Genomic DNA, 19,568 nt, shown 5'->3' with positions numbered 1-19,568 from the left:
TTACAAGCGATAAGTGATTGATTTATCAGGTATTACTTTTGAGAAATCGATATCTAGGGGCTATCTAACGAACATTTACAATGCATCACTGTGTTCGACGTTCTGAGTTGCCGAATTATTTTTGCCGGATTACTTGAAATTGTTTTTCCATTCGCGCAGCGCGGCGAATGCCGCAACCGGGTCGGCTTGCCGGTGCGGATCGTTAAGGCGGCCGCTGGCATGCAGGCTGGCAATAATGGTTGGCTGTTGGTAGCGCAGGAAGGGATTGGTGGTCTTCTCCAGGCCGATGGTCGACGGTACCGTCGCTTGCTGCCGTTCGCGTTTGGCTTGTTCGTCTGCCATGCGGGCTACCAGGGCGGAATTGTCCGGCTCTACCGTCAGCGCAAAACGCAGGTTTGACACCGTGTACTCATGTGCGCAATACACTTGGGTGTGCTCCGGCAAGCGGCTCAGCTTGGCCAGCGAGTTGACCATTTGTTGCGGGCTGCCTTCGAACAGGCGCCCGCAACCGCCCGCGAACAGCGTATCGCCGCAAAACAGCCATGGCTGGCCTTGCGCCACATAGGCGATATGGCCACTGGTATGGCCCGGCACGTCCAGCACCGATAAATTCAGCCCTAGTTGTGGGATGGTCGCAGTATCGCCTTCGCTGAGCGTGTGGCTGACGCCGGCGATGGTCTCGCCGGCAGGGCCGAAGACGGGAATGTTGAAATGCCGCAGCAAGGTTTGTACGCCGCCGACATGGTCAGCATGATGATGTGTCAGTAAAATAGCGACAAGTGTCAGGCCATTTGCGTCGAGTGCGGCCAGAATCGGCTGGGCGTCGCCGGGGTCGACCACAGCGGCATGGCGGCCATCGTTAATCAGCCAGAGATAGTTGTCGTTAAATGCCGGCACAGCCAATACACTCAGAGACTTATGCATTGATTCATCATGCATTGATTCATCCGGCGACTCATCGATTAACTTAGCAATTTTAGCAACTAAGGCAGGCATGGGACATCCGTCATCAGAAAAGTCCATTATAGCGCTCGGCCCTTGGCTGCAGACGCCCACCGGCAGTTACATGCTGGAGTGGGAGCAGGCGCGTCTGGACGCGATGACGGCGGATATTTTCGGCTTCAACGCGATGCAGATTGGCGTGCCGCAAATCAAAGCCTTGCAAGCGAACCGGATGCGCCACAAGTGGCTGACGGATAGCCGCCTGCCCAATTCGGGCGAAGTGCAATCCGGGGTGGTCGTGACCCACGATTTTGCCGAGCTGCCGTTTGCTTCGCAGAGTCTGGATCTGGTGGTGTTGCCGCACGTGCTGGAATTCGCGGCCGAGCCGCATCAGATTTTGCGCGAAGTCGAACGGGTGCTGATCCCGGAAGGGCAGGTTATCATTTGCGGTTTTAATCCGGCCAGCTTATGGGGTATTCGACAAACCGTCGGCCGTATGTCTGGCGTGCACTTCTTGCCGCAAAACGCCGAATTCATCAGTTTGCTGCGCCTGAAAGACTGGCTGAAACTGCTGAACATGGAAGTCAATCGCGGCCACTTTGGCTGTTACGCACCGCCGTACACCAGCAGCAAATGGTTGCACCGCTTTGCCTTCATGGAGAAGGCAGGTAATCGCTGGTGGCCGTATTTCGGCGCGGTATACATTGTGCAGGCGATCAAGCGGGTGAAAGGCATGCACCTGATCGGCCCGGCTTTCAGCAAGCAGGTGATCAAGGCTGGACGGGGCGTGCCGGCCACCAACAAGATTCACAAGACGGATCAGAACGGAGCAAAGTAGTAAGCTGGTATTTTTCAACACCCGGCGCGTTGGGTAGCCCTGGCGCGCCGTCATAACAAAGCAGCGAAAGTGAATCATAAAAGTATGGATAAAGTGGAAATATTTGCCGATGGCGCTTGCAAGGGCAATCCTGGTACCGGCGGTTGGGGCGCGTTATTGGTGGCGGATGGCAAGGAAAAGGAATTGTTTGGCGGTGAACGCAATACGACCAACAACCGGATGGAGCTGAAAGCGGTGATTGAAGCGCTGACTGCTTTGACCCGCCCCTGCGAGGTGACGGTCTTTACCGATAGCCAGTACGTGCAAAAGGGGATTAGCGAATGGATTCACGGCTGGAAGGCGCGCGGCTGGAAAACCGCGGCACGCGAGCCGGTGAAAAACGTCGACCTGTGGCAGGCGCTGGACGCAGCACAAGCCCAACATAAAATCGAATGGCGCTGGGTAAAAGGGCATGCCGGCCACGTTGGCAATGAACGCGCCGACCAGTTGGCCAATCGCGGCGTGACCACCGTTGTATAGAGCGGCAATAGCACGCCACTTTGCCGGCGATGCTCTTATGCTGAGTATATTTTTATGTTTGTATTGACGATTAAGTGACCATGCGACAAATTGTTCTGGATACCGAAACCACCGGCCTCAACCCGCGCACCGGCGACCGCATCATCGAAATCGGCTGCGTCGAACTAATGAACCGGCGCCTGACCGGCAATAATTTTCATCGCTATATCAATCCCGAACGCGATTCAGAGGAAGGCGCGCTGGCAGTCCACGGTTTGACCACCGCCTTTCTCAGCGACAAACCAAAGTTTGCAGAAATATTTGAAGAGTTGCGCGAGTACACGCGCGGCGCCCAGGTCATCATCCACAATGCGCCCTTCGATTTGGGATTCCTGGACGCCGAATACAAATTCCTGGGCCATGGCCCCTTTTCGCGTGATATCGCCGGCGTCATCGATACCTTGGTACAAGCCAAGGAAATGTACCCCGGTAAGCGCAACTCGCTAGACGCCCTGTGCGACCGCTACGGCATCTCCAACGCTCACCGCACCTTGCACGGCGCATTACTCGACTCCGAATTGCTGGCGGAGGTATACCTGGCGATGACGCGTGGGCAGAACAGCTTCAGCATTGACGTGGGAGCGGGGCACGGGGATAAGGATGGCGAAGGCGCTGCGTTGGAATTGCTGCCTTTGGCGGAGATTGCAGTGCGGACGGCGAACGCGGAAGAGTTAGCCGAACATGAGTTGCTGCTCAACGGTTTGGACAAGGATGCAAAAGGCGCGTGCATATGGCGCCAGCCGGAGGCCAACCCCGCAGAAAATCCGCCGCAAAACTGAGCTTGTAAAAAATTGATACGAGACACTAGCCACAAACGAGATTTGCTATTATAATTTCGCTTCTTTAGGCGCGTAGCTCAGCTGGTTAGAGCACTACCTTGACATGGTAGGGGTCGTTGGTTCGAGTCCAATCGTGCCTACCAGTATTCTCGGGATTTGCGGGAGTGCTGGGATAAATTTGGGTTAACTCCGAATTTATTTTATGAAAATTGTTGGCAGCAAATTATGAATGGAAGCGCAGTACGGCTTCCATTTTTGCTTTTTCCCTTCCGCGATTCGCAGCATCAATCCACTTCACGCACATCTTAAAAGCATTTTTGCATTTGCATGGCCAAGTTGCCGAGCATTCAAATAGAAGAACTATTTCTGGCGGCGAACTCCGTTCATTTGGCCTTCCCGGCATCTTCGACCGGAATCTGAACCCGGATGGTGGTGCCGGCACCCGGTACACTAACGATGTCGACACTGCCGCCGAGCATAAAAGCCCGCTCCCGGATGCCGGTCAGGCCGAATGAATTTTTCTTGCGCAGGAGAGGATCAAAACCTCTGCCGTTGTCGCGCACTTCCAGCAAATATTGCGCATCTTTTCTATGCAACCGGATTTCCACCAGGCTGGCTTGTGCATGACGACCGATATTGGTCAGGGATTCCTGCACAATGCGGAAAAAAGTTGTCGCTCGTTTCTCGTCCAGGACGATCGTTTTTTCATCGACTTGCAAAGTGCATTGAACACCGGTGTTTTCCGAAAATTCATTCGCAAGCCATTCCAACGCTGGCACCATTCCCATATCCAGTGCACCCGGACGTAACGCAGAAACAATGTTGCGTACTATCTTAATGGTGCTGTCGACCAGCGACACTTGCCGTTGGACCTTTCCTTGCAGTGCCGGATCGTTCTCCCCGAACTCGATACCGATCACCGAAACTCCCATGCGCATTGCCGACAGATATTGGCCGAGTTCATCGTGAATTTCGCGCGTCAGATGCTTGCGTTCCTCTTCTCGCGATTGTTCGAGTTCATAAGCGCGCTCACGCGCCAATTGTTCCTTCAGGCGCTGCCGAGCGAGCAATCGGCGGATACGAGCACGCTGCAACAAGAATGGCACCAGCAGCAAAAGTACAGCGCAGACATAATAGAAAAGCGTGGTCTGCCACCAAGGCGCAAGAATCACGATTTCAATTTCCGCTGCCGGTGAAGACGTCTGCATGGCAACGTTCTCTGCCGTAACTTGAAAACGATAACGGCCGGGCGGCAAAGCTGAGTAGCGTACTTCAGGCGTGGCGGTCTGCGACCACGCCTGCTCCAAACCTTTCATTCGATAATGAAACTCGATTGCCTCATGATTCTGAAACGAAAGCGCTGCGAATCGGAAATTCAGCGCCCCGGATGTCCACGGCAAACGAACCGGTTGGTCCGAGGGGAGTTGTCGGCCGTCGCCGGTGATGCTTTCCACCATTACCTTCAGGGAAAGCGGTAAAAACAGGGATTCCGGCCGCAGAATATGTGATGCGCCATTGCTGGTTCCTACCCACATCGAAGCATCGTGATCTTCATACAGGGCGTCGGTGTTGCTGTCGTTCCAGACCATGCCGCTTTGCTGGTTAAAAAACCGCCATTGATTGCGATTCCATACAGCGACTCCGGCGTCGCTGGTGACCCACAGCCAGCCGCGACTATCTTCAAGCAGCGCCAGAACGCTTTGCCTTTGCAACTGCGGCGGGGTAATGTCACTGATCGCCAAGGTGCCATCCTGTTCCGTGGCACGCCAAAGTCCTGCGTCCAGGCTAGCCAGCCACAAATTGCCCTTGCTCGAACAGGCAATGGTATTCAGCTCTCCCCGAGGAGTGCCGTAGCCGGCAAAGCGGGGATTGCTCCATTCCTTACCATCGAACCGCAGCAGGCCTTTGTCGGAGACGAACCATAGCGCGCCGGAAGTGCTTTGGCAGCCGTGGAAAACATTGACGTCTTTGGCTCCGGTCACCGACGATATTTCCTTCACCTGCAACGGCAAGCTGCTTACATCAGGTTGCCTGATGACGTATAGCCCGCGCTGAGTGTTCAGCCAGAGCTGACCGGATCTGTCGAAGAACATGCCATTACTCACGGGCAGCTTGGCAATCAGCGTGTCTTGCGTAGCGCCAGGCTCTCGACGCACCAGCGTTCCTGAAAGTGTGGTAGCCCAGGCGCGCCCTTTGCCATCTTCGATCATGCTGATCCACTCGTGCGAGCTGCCGCCGTAACGGCCTTGCAAAATGGAGAAACCGCCGGTTTTCTGCAGTACAGCCGATCCGGAGCGGGTGCCGACATGAAACCGGCCAGCCTGATCGCGCAAAAAAGACCATACGATGTTGTGAGGCAATCCTTGCCGCGAGGTCCAGTTTTCCCAGTCGGGGTAGCCAAGCCAATGAATCAGGCCGCGTCCGGCTGACCCTAGCCAGAGGCCATTGTTGCCCCCCTCCAGGATGGCGCTGATGCCGTCGCTCACGGTCAGTCCATTGCCGTCGGCGAAGGATTGCCAGTTGCGGCCATCCCAGCGAATCAGGCCGCTATCTTGCTGGCTCAAGATCATGCCGTTGTGGTCTTCGGCGAGAATAGGAACGCGTTCCTGTTTCTTTTGTTCGTCCTGCGGTGGCGAGCGATTCAGGAACAGTCGGGCGTCGGCTGGCAATGCAAATACCTGTTTTTCGCCGCGTAGCCACAACGTCCCTTGGCGGTCGTGCAGCAAGGCGCCCCATTGCTTGGCGGGCAAGCCGTCTTTTTTGCCGAGGACAACTAGCTTGCCTTGGTCGTAATGGCATAGCGAATGGTCGCATCCCATCCACAAATCCCCCTTCGGCCCGACATGGAGACTGTGAAGGGCTTGCATCTCCGGATGCTGCAGCAACTGCTCCGCGCTGAAAAACTGTTGTGCCTGCCAGGTCGCTCCGCCGTCCGCAGAGGTGATCTGCCATATGTTGTCGTGGCTTAACGCCAGCAGACGGTCGGGGCCAAGCTGGGCAAAAACCTGGCCCCAATGAAAAGCAAGTTCCGTATTTTTAAACCGCATGGGCACCAGCCGTTGACCCTGCAACTGATACAAGCCTTTCAATGTCCCGATCCACAAGCGGTCGCTTGCATCGACATGCAGCGCGGCGATATAAAGGGCGCCAGTCTCGTCGCTTATGTCAAAGCGCTGAAAGTGCGCGCCGTCATAGCGGAACAAGCCGTTTTCCGTGCCGACCCAGATATAGCCGTTCGCCTGCCGCGCGAGAGCGGTAACCCCGAGATTGCGTAATCCGTCCTCTTGGCTGTAGTAGTGCAATGGCAGTTGCTGGCAAATTCCAAGTGTCGGGAGAGAGAGCTGGCACAGAAATACGATAACTTTCAGCCAATAGCGCAGAGCCTTTGTTATTTCAAATTGTTCTGACATTCTTAAGAAACATCGTCGCTGTATGGCATCTTGTTGGCGCTCGTTTGATTTTTTCTGGCAGGTGTGGTGAACCGCAGCACGCAAAGTCCATGCCATTCAAGGAGGACGGTCAAAAGCCAATTCTTTTCGATCATCTTTACCCGGCCCTCCATCGAGCTTGACGGCTTGGCGCTTAGAGATTGCTGCTACATAAAAAGCAGTTCTATTTAACGTGACGCACCTTTGCCATCAATGCATCCATGATTGCTAAAAATAACGCGGATATGACAAATGTCATATGAATTCCGACTCCCCATCCGAGTGTACGATCACTTGCTGATTCAATGGACATAAACCCCTTGAGCAACTCGATGGCTGAAATCGCTACGATGGATCCCATGAGCTTTAACTTTAAGTCGCCGAATCCAACGTGGCTAATCCATTCAGGCGTATCTTCATGTCCGCGCAGTTCTAATTTGGAAACAAAATTCTGATATCCGCCAAACATTATCATTAACAATAAATTGCCCATTAAAGACAGATCTATAAGCGATAAAATTCCTAGAATTGTGTCGTCCAGGCTAATGGATATCACATGTGTCGCCATTGCCCAGCTTTTCTGGGCAAACTTAAACATGATTAAAAATAAGCTGACTACAAGTCCCGCATAAACTGGGGCAAGAATCCATCTGCTCGCAAAAATTCCCTGCTCTAAGACATGCTCGACAAGTTGAACATTTTTTCCGTCGCTCATTACCATTTCCTCTATTTCTTTAGTTTTATTTAAAAGGGATTTCAATCGCGCCAACTGTGTCCACATCGTTCGCGCCGACTGAATATTGCCCAGATTCGCTAGCTATTTTTTTAATGAGCACCTGCCGGGAAGTGTATCAAATCGCGCGTTTTTGAAATCCTCTTTTTCAATCTTTCGGTCACGGCAGTGGCGGGAGAACCACGCACGTCGCCGACTGATCGTCGTCTTGACGTATCTTCGGATTTTCCGTTGCATCCAAAATGGCTGATGAAACCGGACTCTTCGGCACTTCGCATCAACGCATGTTTTTTCGCAAATCGGACAACGCACCAAATAGGCGCGACCAAACTGCAGATGCCGCACCAAATTGGCGAACGCGCGTGCGCAGATCGCTCAACCGCAGCGGATGCTGGGCAAGAAGACGATAGAGAACGTGATTCTCAAGGCCGCAGTCGAACTTGCTCGGGAGCGAAAACGGATGGCGCGGATCGTGGCCAGCTTCGCACCCAGGCAGTTGGTTTCGTTTTTTTTTAGCTTGATGTTGCGCAGGGCTCCTAACATGCAGCGTCTCATTTTCAATCGGGATCCGCCCGCTATGAATCAATTGCCACATTTCTCTTCTGCCGATACATCGCGGGATTTTTCAATCAAGGAGCAATCGATTACGGCAGAACAAAAAAGTTTTCTGATCCAGATTGCCATGCTTCTCGGCATCCCGGCGTCGAGTCATGCAGAATTGGTTGCGCCGATGGCAATCACCGGGCCATCAGGCCTTGATTGCCGGCTGCATCTGCTTGACGGTCATTGCTCCGTCTTCCCGGAAATCGTATTGCCGCTCTCTGTCAACGAGCTGATGGGGCCGGAGGTCGGGCAATTGCTGGAAATTCAGCGCATGCTTCTCATCGAATTCGGCTGGTATCTGGGAGTTTCCGCGGAGGGCCTGCTGCAACTCAGCTCGATCGCCTGGATCGATGAAGTCCATGAAATCGTAAAAACACTCGATCTCATGAATGGGATTGGAATAATGGCGATACAGCAGCTATTGGACAGTGCCAAAGCAACTCATTAGACTGGTAGTCTCCCTGTTGCAACTTACCTCTGTCGTCGAGGAGTTGGCATTTCGGTACTTCATTCTCTCCGTGCTACCCTTCAACGGCAATGCGCGCCTTCGGCCTGCCATGTTCCGCCAATCACCTTGTAACTTAGGCCGGCTATGGCGCCTGCGTTGGAGAGCAGCGTTGTCGCCGCCTCGGGGAGCCCCATCTGTTTCCCGATGACGGATAGCGCGTTGCTGGCCGCAATATTGCTGTTGATGGCCGCCGTGCGAGCGACGGATTGATCGTGCATGCTTTCCAATGCGGCGCGAAGTAGTTCCGGTTCATGCATGGTCGACGGAAGATTCATCAGCAGACAGGCGGTGTCGCCTTCGTCCAGGGCGAATCCCCAATCCGCGACGATCATTGCCGAGGCATTGGCGCGCAACATTGCGTTATGCCAAACAGCCGGTGGGAAACAGAAGATGGGTATCTACGGCTGGTGAATTTTGGAACATGCAATTCTCCCTGATGGCGATCAGATAACTGCTATTTCGCTCCCAACCGCGGTTGCCGCGTGACGCGCCTGCGAAAGATTTTTTCGATATGCGAACTTCATGAGTCGTGCGCGCTATTGGGGCGGTAAAACTCCCGTCTTGTCATGATCGTGTCATATGACCGTGGTGAGATGTCGCGTCTTATTGACCACCCCATCAAGACGATTGTTCTCGGAAACACCATGGATTGCGCACAACATTTATCGACCCCGGGCGCCGTGTTCCCGCCAACCAGCGCGCCTGTACATACCCGCTTCCTCACCAGGTTCGACTTGCCCGTGATCGTGGAATTGGAGCGCGAAAAATGGGATGAGGTACAAGCTGCGTCACAAACCGAATTGCATAACCGCATCGACATGCATCCCGACTTGTCTATAGCTGCGTTCCGTTCCGGTACCGGTGCGCTACTCGCCACACTCTTTCTCAAGCACGTGGCCGACGAATTCCATCGCAGGTGTGCTGCGCGGAGTTTGAAGCCAGCCACGCGTCAAATTGGAGTCGGGACAATAATTTCATTTTCATGCCTGGCATGACACTAATATTGCAAACTACCTGGAGCATGCCATGCCTATAAATCCCAACGTTGGCCGGGGAATTCCGGTCACAGCGCAAACTTCCGCGCAGGAACCGCCATCCACCGCATCAGCGGCCGAACAAGAGAACCGGCCAGCGGGGCGCGAACGGGCGGCTGGAATGTCGGTGCAACTATCCACGCTTTCCGATATGTCTAGAGTAAGGCGTTCCAGATCCGAGCTCAACCTGCCGCGCAAGGCGGAGCCAGCCGTTTCCTTGTCGCGCAGTTTTCGAGAACCACTCGTGCCTCCCGGTCAAGAGGCCGAAACCGGCGATGCAAAGGACGAGGATTGGGAGAGCATCCTGGACGCAAGCGTCGGCGCGGACGATATTCCTTCGCAAAAAGGGACGAATGCGGACGCAAATATCCGCATGATGCCGTTTGTCCCTTCGCATATGGCTGAAGGATCCGCGCGAGTCGATCAAACCGCGCGGCGCTCGCGGTCTGATATCGGACTTTCGCGCCATGCCATGCCAGATCTTCCGTCATCGCGTAGTTTTCGTGAACCGCCGACCTCCGCTTCGGCGGCGTTGCTCGATAGTGCGGTGCGTAGCGACGATGGGGTATGGAATGAGGAAGCAATGGAGCAGTCGATTGCTTCGAAAGGCAAGGCCAAGCTTGAGGAGTGGTCCGGCGTGAACAATCTTCACGCTTTGCCAGACTTGCACTCGTCGGTTGCGCCGCTTACGAGCGAGGAAATCGTCGCCTCATGGCTGTCAAAGGCTGAATTGAACAACCCGCGAAGGCGCGGTGTGGCAGAGCCTTCGTCGAGTATATTGCGCGCACCGCCGATGGGCTCTTCCCGACGCAGTGTCGCCTCCTTGCCCAGCATTGCCGAGCAGCAGGACGACCTGCGGGATCAACAACGCACCGAGCCCTCCACGAGTTCCGGCGCGCGCCGCAATGGCAGCGCGAAGCCGCGGCCGGAGGTGCTGGAACGCCAGTCGAGCAGGCTGGCCGCCGCCGCTCCGCAATTCTCTCGCGGCACGGTCAAAGACCGATTTGCACAATTGGTCAATATCAAAAAAGTCCCATTCACGCCTCCCATCCGGGTCGAACAGTGGAATCTGGACAGCACGCTGGAGATTTGCCAGGGGTGGCGCAACAGCCAGGCTGGCTCGCCGGCAATACCGGAATTGTCCCGGCTCATGGCGCTTAATTTCGAACGTGCCCATGCCGGCGCGATTCCCGAGGAAAGGCAAGGGCAGAGGCTTCTTCCCAAAGGGGCGGGAGACGACGACTACTACCGGGAAATGATCGCGACCTTCCTCAGGGCCGCCGGGATCGAGAATGCCGACGAAGTGCTCAATAGTTTCAAGACGACCGGAACCGGTGCTTTGCACCGGCAGCCGGTCATGTCTTCGTCTACGGTGGGCGGTGCGGTAAGCAGCATCGCGCAGATTGCCGCTTCCTCCCATCCGGCAGCAAAAACCGCACTGTCGGCGGTTCAATTGATTCTCACGGCCGTGACCACCAAGCTTTCGTTTGACTCCGCCGATTTGCGCTTGCGTAACGCCGGCACCGAGGAAATCATGCCATTGGGGAAAGCCGATGCCTCTCCGAGCGCGAAAACCGGCCCCAACGTATTGGGTGCGGCGGCAACGCTCGTATGGCGTTTGCCGAAGATCCGGCAATGCGTGCAGCGGATGGAAAAAGCGCAGGTGCAGCTCGATGCTGCGAAATCAAGGCTTGCCGCTGCGAACGTCTCTCCCGCAGAGCGTCTGCAAGCTGAAAACGATGTCCGTGCCGCTGGAGAGAAACTCGGCATCGAGTACGCGCGGTTCTGCTTGCGCAACGAGCTGAAGACGGACTACAAAACCGCTTCTGAAAGCGCCAAAATCGAATATGAGGGCAACAAGCGCTACCTGGGCGTTAGTGGCGCAAGCGCCGCATTTTCCGTTACGGCGACCGTTCTGGGTATCTTGCCCCATGCTGCTGCGGCCGTCGTGACGGGCGGCGTCAGTGCCGCAGCCGTGACGGCGGTGGCGTTGATGTACGTGGTTTATCAGCTCAGTTCCGGGCCGAGCAAAGATGGCGAGGCCAAGGCAAAGCGCGCCATCGTGGCGCTTGGAAAGTCGCTCGATCTGCTCGGCGGCAATGCGGCCAAACAGCAAAAGGAAAGAGCGCAAGCCTATCAAACCTACATCAAGGAAAAACGCCTCTGGCGCCGCCCGGAAGTGCGCGCACAGGCAAAAGCCAAGCTGCTCGCCACGCTAGACGGTATCGCGCGCCGCGACACGACAGAGCATGACGTCAAGCCGCTGGCGAACTGGGCAGCTCATGCCGATTACCGGCAGCAGATGGAAGCCGCCGCCGGCGATCCGCATGCCATGCAGGCGCTGGAAGCCGCTTTTACGCAGGCGCACCAAGCCGAGTTCAAGGCTTCGACCCTCGCTGACTCCTGGAAAACGCCGTATCGCATGCGCCTGGACAGCATGGGCCGTATCTTGCTGGGCAAGAGCAGCAAGACACTGACGGCATTGCTGAAATCCGCCGCCCGCACCGGACAGGCATCGTCCGACCGGCCCGAACGCCGCACATTTGCGCAGGCGCAGATTCATGCTGGCTTGCGCGCCGACGTCAAAGCCAGCCTGCGCGATTGGATTTCATTCGAGCTGGCGCAATCCAACATCAAGAGCGCCCTTTCCCAGGAGGACGGCCCCGCTGCGCAAGCCGGTTTGCAATCGGCTGCCCGGGCTCTCGCAGCGATCAAGGATGTCGATGCTCAGGCGCTGTTCACCGGCGATGGCCGCGGTCAGGTAGAAGCGACCGAATTGGCGAAGAGATTGACTGCCGGCGAGGTTGAGCGCTACACCATAACCAATGCCGGTTCTGCCACTTTGGCGGGTGCCGCCAATATGGTCGGCGCTGCGGCAAGCCTGGGCCTCAATATCAAGAAAGAAATCGAGCTAAGCCACGGCATCCACGCTCCTAAGATGTACAACAATCAGAACGACGCGCGCGTGTTTGTGCAGGGAACGGCTCCGGTCACGGCGCCATACATCTCGGCCGAACGCGCCCGATTCCAGAAGACCAGCATGGCGAAGTTGTTGGGAACGCTGGCGCGGGATGGCGATCCGGTTTCTCTCAAACTGGACGTCGCAGGGGAAGATCCGGGGGCGATGGATATGAGCGATCCGCGGATCGATGTCGCGCTCGACAAGCTGGTGGACGATCTCGAAAGGCTTGCCGATTTGCCAGACGACATCAAGCTTTCGATTGGCGGGACCAGCATTGCAACCGGCAAGTTGAGCGGCACATCGAACTATTTCAATTGGCGCTACGAGCAGGCGTCAGTCGGCACCAAGGCCAAGTTCCAGATGCGGCGCACCGGCATGATCGCCAATAACATGCATGTGTCGATCACGTCCCCGATCAGCCAGCTCGTGGCGCAGGTTCCGCTATCCATGACCCGGCACGCGGCCAATCGCGGCCAAGAAATGAGCCATGACGTGCGCGACCGCCTCACCGATCTCACCAGGCAATCGTCGCCCGCCGGTTCGGTAGACGAGGGAGCGGCGTCGGCAGAGCCAGCCCCGGAAATTCGGACAATAGGTTAAGTGAAAACCTTGCTTCATGATCGGGGCCGAAAGGCCCAATTGAAGGAGCGAGCATGAGCAAAATGACCAGAAAGAACCACACATCGGCGTTCAAAGCCAAGGTGGTGTTGGCGGTGCTCAAGGGCGAGTAGACCATCGCGGAACTGGCCAAACAGGTGTATATCAGACTGCAAACCGCCGTTGACATGTCATGCTAATGCTTGCAATCCTAGGGACGTCCATAAAAGCACTTCCCTAGGTTTCAATTTCGCATCCGAAAGATGCGGGTAATTGAACGCTTGCGCTGACGCTTGTATTATTCCCGGGCGAGCTGTTCCGCCATCTGGACGGCCGCCATCGAATCGCTGACCGTTGTGAGAGGAACGCTGCTACTGACGAACTGTTCCAATTGCACTATTTCTTCCGGCGAGAATGCATGTGGATCGTGCGGGACTGCCACTGCTTCTGCGCTCCGAATCGGCCCCGGCTGGGTGGCGCCGGATGCCGCAGCGCTTGGCGAGGCTTGAGCCGCGTAATGATCGTTCATCACTTTTCGGACCAGGAACCAGGATCCCAGCGCCATGACGCTGTTTATCGCGCCGCCCACGCCGGCTGCGGCGAGTGAGCTGCCGGGAAGATCGCTCCTTGCCTTGTTGAGGTCTGTGCTGATGTCTCCCAAGGCGCTGGCCGCTCCGGCTGCAGTTCCTCCGATCACGCGTGATTTCAACTCGTCCCACGACCAATTCGCCGAGATCTTGCCGAAGCCCTTGGCTAGCGACTGCGTGATGCCCTCAGCAGCGGCGCCGCCGAACGCGGAAAACGCGATGTCCAATGCATAGGCAAGCGCGGCGTCCTGTTCGCCGTTTTTTTGCTTGGGAAGGGATGATCTTGCCATGCTTTTGCAGGCCATGAAGGTAGTGAACGTGGCAATGAAGATGGCTTGTTTCATCGCTTCGCCGGAGACCTTGGGCGCATATTCGCTGCCTTTGCCGATGGCAAGCCTGATCTTTTTCACGCCATGCTCAGTCATGTAGTGTGTGGCGCCCAGTGCTACGCCGCCAAGCAGGTTGCCCAGTGCCGCACCGGCAATCTGCCCGTAAGCGGCGCCTGCGGTGGCGCTGGTCTTGCTGCCGATCAGTTGTCCGACTGCCGGAACGAATTCCTCGAACAACTTGCGGGAAACGCCCCAACTCACGCCGCTGACGAGGAATTGCTGCATGACCGACGACAGACCGGCATTGAGTTTTTCGGACGCGGAAAGGTCCGAGCCGTCCGCGGCCGCAGCCGTTGCTGGGCCTGCCCCCGTCCTCGTCTGATGTTCGACTGCGGGATGTTCGACGATGCCAGACTCCAGGTCGGCCGTGCTGCCGGTGCGGGTATGGGAAGATTCCGGGTTGCCTGTCGCTGGCCTCGAGTTCGAGTGATGCTGATCCACGGGCGAGTGGCCAAGCACGCTACCAAGGCGTGCCGAATCGAATCGAGCCGAGACAGGAGCCGACGACGTGCCGCCAAAGAGTCGGCTGGTCTCACCTTCATCGCTTCGCTCCTTGGGGCGTGGGGCAGGTGGCAGGTTGCTGCGCAGGAAATCGGTAGTCGGCCGAGACTTCTGCCGGGCAGGCCGGGGCGGCTGCTCTCGACTGGAGGTGGCTTCCTCCTGAGACATGTGGGGCATCGAATATGATCGAGCTGAGTCTGTTACGTTTTTATGCATTCTGGTCTCCTCGTTGGGATTGGGGCTGAAAAGATATCATCGCCTGTTGCTGAACATCCGGCTTACGTTGCGGTGTTACATGGTGCTAGGACAATGGTGCTAGGACATTCCTCACGGAATGTCGAATACACGCCAGGTTGAACTCCCGGTGTGCATCGCGTTCCACCCGGAAACCGGCAAGGCTGGTTCCCGGTTCGTCTCCTGATGGAGCAAGGACAGCCTACGTCGACGCTCCCCGGCGTCGACGCGGCATTGCGAACCGACGTTTCGTTTGGCGAAGCGAGCGTCTCAGTCCCGCTTTCGCGCATGCCTGTTGCTGTACCGAGCTGCGCTGGCTTCTAGGCATGAACCCAGCTCCGCAGCTGGTCAAGCAACGCCGAAGTGACATAACCTCGATGGATCTTTTCGTCGGATTTATGGTTCCTGTCATCGTATTTATGCAATGCGCGCGACATTGCGTCGTATTTCGACCCCAGGTTCTTTTGTTCATCCGTCTTCAGATGCGCTGCCGCGAACGCACGGAGTGGCTGCTTCAACACCTCCTTGCCACTGATGTATTTGTCGCTATGCAAGTGCAGGAACACCGGCGCCGCCCGTTCGCGGTTCGACAACGGTTTGGGCTGGATGCGTATTTCGTAGAGCGTATCTTTATCCGACGGCAATTGAAGCGGGGGGCGTACGCTTTCAATCTCACCCAATTGCAGCAAGCGGCTCACGTGTTTTCCCTTGGGGAATTTGTGGCGCTTGAGTGCGTCCCCTTCCCGAGTGTCCATGCTTTGGTGAATTATTTCCAACGCCTGCAGGCGGCTCCCGAGCAATGCGATAGTGGCTTTATCTATAACCGGAGACTTGCGTGCCTCGTCGCTCGTTGCGCGCAGACGGGCGATGTCGCCGAACCAGTTTTGCGCTGACGAACGGACGAAATCAGCTGCATCCATTGGATCGTTGCGCGGACCGTACAGGGCCTCAATGCCTCCCGTGTTCTTCTTTATCGATTGTGCAAGGGCGACGACATCACCGCTCAAGCTCTGCGCAACATCGAGGTCGATCGGACACTTTTTCAAGGTTCGCTCGATCATCCCTTGGAGACCATCGTGCGCCTTCGGTGCTGGAGACTGCGCAGGAATTTCAGCCGGAATTTCAACACGCGGGGCCGATACGGCAGTATCGGCTTGGGCATGAGAGGTTTGGACATGAGAGGTTTGGACAAGAGACGTCGATGGCGCGACGGCTGGCGGACGTGCAGCGGCTTGTTTCAGCACTTGCTTGCCGCGTCCGTGCGACTTCTTGACCTTGCCGGATGCCGGCTTATTCGATCGGGTGGGAGCATTCACCGAAGTCGGCCATGCTGGTGTATCAGCCGGCAAACTCGCCGAACTCTCGGGCGGCGCTTCTGGCAACGCTGTGGAAGGAGTGTCACCGCGGTGCGGCTCGCACACCTCGCGCAAGCACGCTTGATACGCGGAAATGGCATGGGCCATCTCCAGCGAATATTGCCAGATATCAGAGTTGTCGCTCATTTCCGGCATGCTGGCGGCGTCCAGGCAAAAAAGCTCTCCTGCCGCGTTAAGCTGGTCGGCATATGCGGCGGCGAGTGCCTGGTACTCACTGCGCTTCTCTGGACTGAGTTCATCACCCCGCTCAAGGGTTCTTATCGCCTGCTCGGTATCGCTGCTCCGATTGGATATGGCGTCCAAGAGTCCCATCACGCGCTGCATGAGATGCAAGAATTCCATGCCGCCGAAGCGCAGGCAAAGCATGACCAGGCGATCGACGTTGACCGTAACCGCGTGACCGGCGATTGCCAGCAGCGCTTTCCTGGCCGCGGCCGCGCCGGATTTGACGACAGGCAATTGCTGCAACATATTCTCATGGACCTCGGCCTGTTCACACTGACAAACGAATTCGTGCAGGATGCCGCCATGCTTCGTAACCACTTCGTGAAAGCCCCGCAGTTCGCCCAGCGCCCGGCCCATGGCGGCCAACTCTTCCTGCGTTCCGATTAGTTCCTCGCCGCCATGAGATGAAGGCCCTTGGGCGCCTTGCGTTCCTTGCCAAGACCACTGAGCAACCTGATCCGAGCTTGCATTGACGCCGTACTCTGCCGACTGAGCGCTACGCACGTGCAAGACGCCTTTTATTTCTTCGTATTGGTCATTAGCGATTTTCCCTTTCAGTCCCCCCAGCCCTGCCAGGCCGGATTCGGCGGATTTCACGCCCGCTTCAGCGAGCTTCAATCGCTGCGCCATATGCGTCATCGATCCGTTGACCAGCACCTGCCAGGTTTCGCCATATTTCAGCGCAGTCTTCACCGCTTTTTCGTGTTCCGCGACGGTCGGTGCGTTATTCGCCGGAGCCTGCGGAAGCGACGCGGTGCGCCTCGACCGTCCGGAGGATGCCGGCCGCGTCTGCGCCTGGTGCGCCGACGGCGGTGGTAACCCTGCCAATGCCGCCGCCGACAGCCCTGCGCCTTCCCGACCTCGTGCGCCAGAACGCTCGCCGGCATTGGCGCCGGTTTCTTCTTGTGCGGCGATAGCCGGTTCCGCAGATATGGGGACGTGATGATCACTGATTTTTCCGCTCTGCATTGCATTTTTCCCGAAATCTGTGTGCTCGCGCGATGGCGCTTTGGCGAATTATTCCGGAATAAGTGTCCAACCAGACTTGCCGCCGCGAAACGGGAACGCCTGCTCCGAAGACTATTGACAAGTACTCAAAATCGCCCAGCTTCCGATGCTTTGCTACGCCCTAATGGCATCTCAAGTATCTATTCGTTCAGGGCCACTTTGTTTCGCATCTTGAAGAGCTTGGCTGGTCATATGTAGCAGCATGAGAACGACATAAAAATTTCCAATTGGAAATATCGAGCGATTGAATATCGGATGGCAGATATCGATTGATAGACGAGACTATTTGACAGGAAATTATGACCCAGACCCTTGAAGGTCTTTTATGGAGTATCAGAAATGCATATACAAAACCTACCCCAGTCCACGATTGCGTCCGAGAACGCCGAGACTACGCAGAACGTCGAAACGAGTACCAGCGGTTCCAGCCAAAGGTCGAGATCGCGCAGCCCGATTGCGCGCTCAGGCGAATTAACGCGGCTTGCACAGCTAAATACTGGTAGTAACCGACATTCAGTGTCCTCCAGCATAGGCCATGAAGGAAGAGTGGAAAGCGCCAGGATATCAGTGTCTTCCAGTATCGGATTTGAAGGACGCACAGACAGCGGCAGACGAATTTCAGCATCGTCAAGCAGGAGCGGAAGCAGGAGTGGAAGCGGAAGTGGAAGCAGGAGCGGACGGGCCACCGTTGGCTCGTCACTGCGGCATCACAGCGGGGAATTGAATCTCGACGTCCTCTCAGACAAGGGGAAGAAAACAGCTTTCGATGAGCAGTTGGCGCTTTCTCGAATCGGCGGCTCGCCAATTGCGGAAGGTTCTCCGCAGCCGCTGATTCCGAAAACTGTCGCCAGCCGAAAAAAGCTCTCCACCATTTTCTCTGGAAAACATTTTTTCGGTTCGTCCTCAACTGCGAAAGCGCCTCTTTCTCCCACTGCGGAAAGTTCGGCAATGGCCGGGGCCTCCCATATTGCAATCGAAATGGGAGGCATGCTTGCAGACGAGGCTGAACCAACTGCACCCTTGAATGCTGAAAACATTCAGCTGCGAGAGGAAGTAATTCAGATTCCGAACAGGGATGCAATCTCAGCGCAACTGCATGAAATATTTGCGCCGCATATTAATGAAGGCAACCATCAAGCTTTCGAATTGTTGATCAACGAGAGAGCGAACAGACTCGATGAAAAGCGCGAAACACCTGAAAGTATCCATCAGATCCTGTCAAAAGGAACTAACATGGATCGCGTCGCGCAAGCTACCGTTGGCTACGTGAGATCAGTCCCGTTTGCGATTGCATCAAGATTGCTGGACGCCAGGCAGGTATTGACCGCGGCCGCAAAAAACCCGGCACAAGGCGGCGCAATTGCCGGCGCGTTTTCTGGCGCTGCAGATACCGCGGGCGCAAAAATGCTGGAGAAATCGACCGGCAATACCCAATGGATGAAGGCAGACGCGGAACAGCTGGAGCCGGTGATGGCTGAAGCAAAAGGGGCAACAGGCAATCTAATGAAGCAAGCTCTCGAAATCTCGGCTTCGTTTCAGACCTATACCGGACGCAACATCCTGCGAAATGCTGTCGTTCCGGCAGTTGTCAAGAAAGCGGGCGCGGCTGTGGCAACTGAGGTTGACTCCTGGATGGCGGCTGCCGGAGGTCCCGTCGCCGGCGCGGCCGCATATGTCGCCATGAATGCGTTCAATGAGAAGAATCATCGTGTTGGCCCTGAATATCTGCTCGGCCGTCCTGATTGGGAAGCGCATTTCGATAGCCTGAAAAAAACCACATGGACCGATGCCGGCATCAATGGATTGAAGCGTGCCGCCAGATTGCCAGTGGATATCGCGACGGACACGCTCAGCGGGGCGCGCGAACTATTGACTGCCAAACGTATCTTGACAAACGGTGTATTGGCCGGCGGTTTTGCCGGGGTCTCCACAGCAAAAGCCGCGGCCGGAATCGCAGCGAAAAAGGCGGGCATGGATCCAGCCAGCATCTCTGCCATCCAGGAAACGGTCGGGACGATCACCAGCGCGCCGGTATTTGCGGCATGGACAATGACCGATGTTCTCGCCGATACCGCAATTGATAAAGCGGGCGAGGCAGCAAATAGGGTTGGCAACATGATTCATCAATCCAATCCGCCTATGGCCGCGGCAGCGGAGTATCACGTGATTGACATGCCGGAGGACAATCGGGGACCGGCAGCGTAGTCCATGCTGCTATGCGGTGAAAGAATATACCAAGGGCCATGCCTACGACCTCAGTGCAGAT

At 56.2% G+C, this 19,568-nt stretch carries 13 protein-coding genes and 1 tRNA gene; 8 read left to right on the top strand and 6 right to left on the bottom strand.

All coding sequences use genetic code 11. From position 1 onward, the window contains the following. Positions 1–129: 129 nt before the first annotated feature. The gene (gene gloB, locus VNZ60_RS21855) at positions 130–924 is read right to left on the bottom strand and encodes a hydroxyacylglutathione hydrolase (protein ID WP_325662938.1); all 795 of its coding nucleotides are present in this window, start codon (positions 922–924) and stop codon (positions 130–132) included. 70 nt (positions 925–994) lie between these two features. Here gloB and VNZ60_RS21850 point away from each other — a divergent pair, with 70 nt between their 5' ends. From VNZ60_RS21850 to VNZ60_RS21835, 4 genes are all read left to right on the top strand, one after another. After that, a complete protein-coding gene (locus VNZ60_RS21850) occupies positions 995–1,780 on the top strand; it encodes a class I SAM-dependent methyltransferase (protein ID WP_325662936.1) in 786 nt (261 codons plus the stop codon). A gap of 84 nt (positions 1,781–1,864) precedes the next feature. Next, positions 1,865–2,299 (top strand): ribonuclease HI, encoded by a 435-nt coding sequence (gene rnhA / locus VNZ60_RS21845; RefSeq protein ID WP_325663033.1) that lies wholly within the window; start codon positions 1,865–1,867, stop codon positions 2,297–2,299. Positions 2,300–2,379: 80 nt separating this feature from the next. Next, entirely contained in the window at positions 2,380–3,117 is a 738-nt protein-coding gene (gene dnaQ / locus VNZ60_RS21840) for a DNA polymerase III subunit epsilon (protein WP_325662935.1), read from the top strand. Between the two features lie 66 nt (positions 3,118–3,183). After that, positions 3,184–3,260: transfer RNA gene (locus VNZ60_RS21835), tRNA-Val, on the top strand. A 240-nt stretch (positions 3,261–3,500) separates the two neighbouring features. Here VNZ60_RS21835 and VNZ60_RS21830 read toward each other — a convergent pair. Both VNZ60_RS21830 and VNZ60_RS21825 read right to left on the bottom strand, forming a co-directional pair. Beyond that, a complete protein-coding gene (locus VNZ60_RS21830) occupies positions 3,501–6,419 on the bottom strand; it encodes a sensor histidine kinase (protein ID WP_325662933.1) in 2,919 nt (972 codons plus the stop codon). Positions 6,420–6,729: 310 nt separating this feature from the next. Further along, the gene (locus tag VNZ60_RS21825) at positions 6,730–7,260 is read right to left on the bottom strand and encodes a TIGR00645 family protein (RefSeq protein WP_325662931.1); all 531 of its coding nucleotides are present in this window, start codon (positions 7,258–7,260) and stop codon (positions 6,730–6,732) included. Between the two features lie 367 nt (positions 7,261–7,627). Here VNZ60_RS21825 and VNZ60_RS21820 point away from each other — a divergent pair, with 367 nt between their 5' ends. Continuing rightward, complete coding sequence (locus VNZ60_RS21820; RefSeq protein ID WP_325662929.1) at positions 7,628–8,329, top strand: hypothetical protein; 702 nt, start codon at positions 7,628–7,630, stop codon at positions 8,327–8,329. Positions 8,330–8,409: 80 nt separating this feature from the next. On the opposite strand, the gene VNZ60_RS21815 is transcribed toward VNZ60_RS21820, so the two are convergent. Then, entirely contained in the window at positions 8,410–8,745 is a 336-nt protein-coding gene (locus tag VNZ60_RS21815; protein ID WP_325662927.1) for a hypothetical protein, read from the bottom strand. A gap of 288 nt (positions 8,746–9,033) precedes the next feature. Here VNZ60_RS21815 and VNZ60_RS21810 point away from each other — a divergent pair, with 288 nt between their 5' ends. Both VNZ60_RS21810 and VNZ60_RS21805 read left to right on the top strand, forming a co-directional pair. Beyond that, a complete protein-coding gene (locus VNZ60_RS21810; RefSeq protein ID WP_325662925.1) occupies positions 9,034–9,384 on the top strand; it encodes a hypothetical protein in 351 nt (116 codons plus the stop codon). A gap of 31 nt (positions 9,385–9,415) precedes the next feature. Continuing rightward, positions 9,416–12,985, top strand: coding sequence for a hypothetical protein (locus tag VNZ60_RS21805; RefSeq protein ID WP_325662923.1), 3,570 nt, complete (start codon positions 9,416–9,418; stop codon positions 12,983–12,985). A gap of 295 nt (positions 12,986–13,280) precedes the next feature. On the opposite strand, the gene VNZ60_RS21800 is transcribed toward VNZ60_RS21805, so the two are convergent. After that, positions 13,281–14,399 (bottom strand): type III effector, encoded by a 1,119-nt coding sequence (locus VNZ60_RS21800; protein WP_325662921.1) that lies wholly within the window; start codon positions 14,397–14,399, stop codon positions 13,281–13,283. Positions 14,400–15,013: 614 nt separating this feature from the next. Then, the gene (locus VNZ60_RS21795; protein WP_325662920.1) at positions 15,014–17,263 is read right to left on the bottom strand and encodes a hypothetical protein; all 2,250 of its coding nucleotides are present in this window, start codon (positions 17,261–17,263) and stop codon (positions 15,014–15,016) included. 759 nt (positions 17,264–18,022) lie between these two features. Between VNZ60_RS21795 and VNZ60_RS21790 the strand changes: the two genes are divergently transcribed. After that, positions 18,023–19,507 (top strand): hypothetical protein, encoded by a 1,485-nt coding sequence (locus VNZ60_RS21790; RefSeq protein WP_325662918.1) that lies wholly within the window; start codon positions 18,023–18,025, stop codon positions 19,505–19,507. Positions 19,508–19,568 lie beyond the last annotated feature (61 nt).

This window comes from Collimonas sp. (genome assembly GCF_035566375.1).
Classification (GTDB): domain Bacteria; phylum Pseudomonadota; class Gammaproteobacteria; order Burkholderiales; family Burkholderiaceae_D; genus Collimonas.
Note: the sequence above shows the minus strand (reverse complement) of the source record. Positions and strands in the feature narration are given on the sequence as shown.

Excerpts from the sequence above, each read along its gene's own strand:
- gloB (WP_325662938.1), bottom strand. The coding sequence starts at position 924 with ATGCATAAGTCTCTGAGTGTATTGGCTGTGCCGGCATTTAACGACAAC.
- VNZ60_RS21850 (WP_325662936.1), top strand. The coding sequence starts at position 995 with ATGGGACATCCGTCATCAGAAAAGTCCATTATAGCGCTCGGCCCTTGG.
- rnhA (WP_325663033.1), top strand. The coding sequence starts at position 1,865 with ATGGATAAAGTGGAAATATTTGCCGATGGCGCTTGCAAGGGCAATCCT.
- dnaQ (WP_325662935.1), top strand. The coding sequence starts at position 2,380 with ATGCGACAAATTGTTCTGGATACCGAAACCACCGGCCTCAACCCGCGC.
- VNZ60_RS21825 (WP_325662931.1), bottom strand. The coding sequence starts at position 7,260 with ATGAGCGACGGAAAAAATGTTCAACTTGTCGAGCATGTCTTAGAGCAG.
- VNZ60_RS21815 (WP_325662927.1), bottom strand. The coding sequence starts at position 8,745 with ATGTTGCGCGCCAATGCCTCGGCAATGATCGTCGCGGATTGGGGATTC.
- VNZ60_RS21810 (WP_325662925.1), top strand. The coding sequence starts at position 9,034 with ATGGATTGCGCACAACATTTATCGACCCCGGGCGCCGTGTTCCCGCCA.
- VNZ60_RS21805 (WP_325662923.1), top strand. The coding sequence starts at position 9,416 with ATGCCTATAAATCCCAACGTTGGCCGGGGAATTCCGGTCACAGCGCAA.
- VNZ60_RS21795 (WP_325662920.1), bottom strand. The coding sequence starts at position 17,263 with ATGCAGAGCGGAAAAATCAGTGATCATCACGTCCCCATATCTGCGGAA.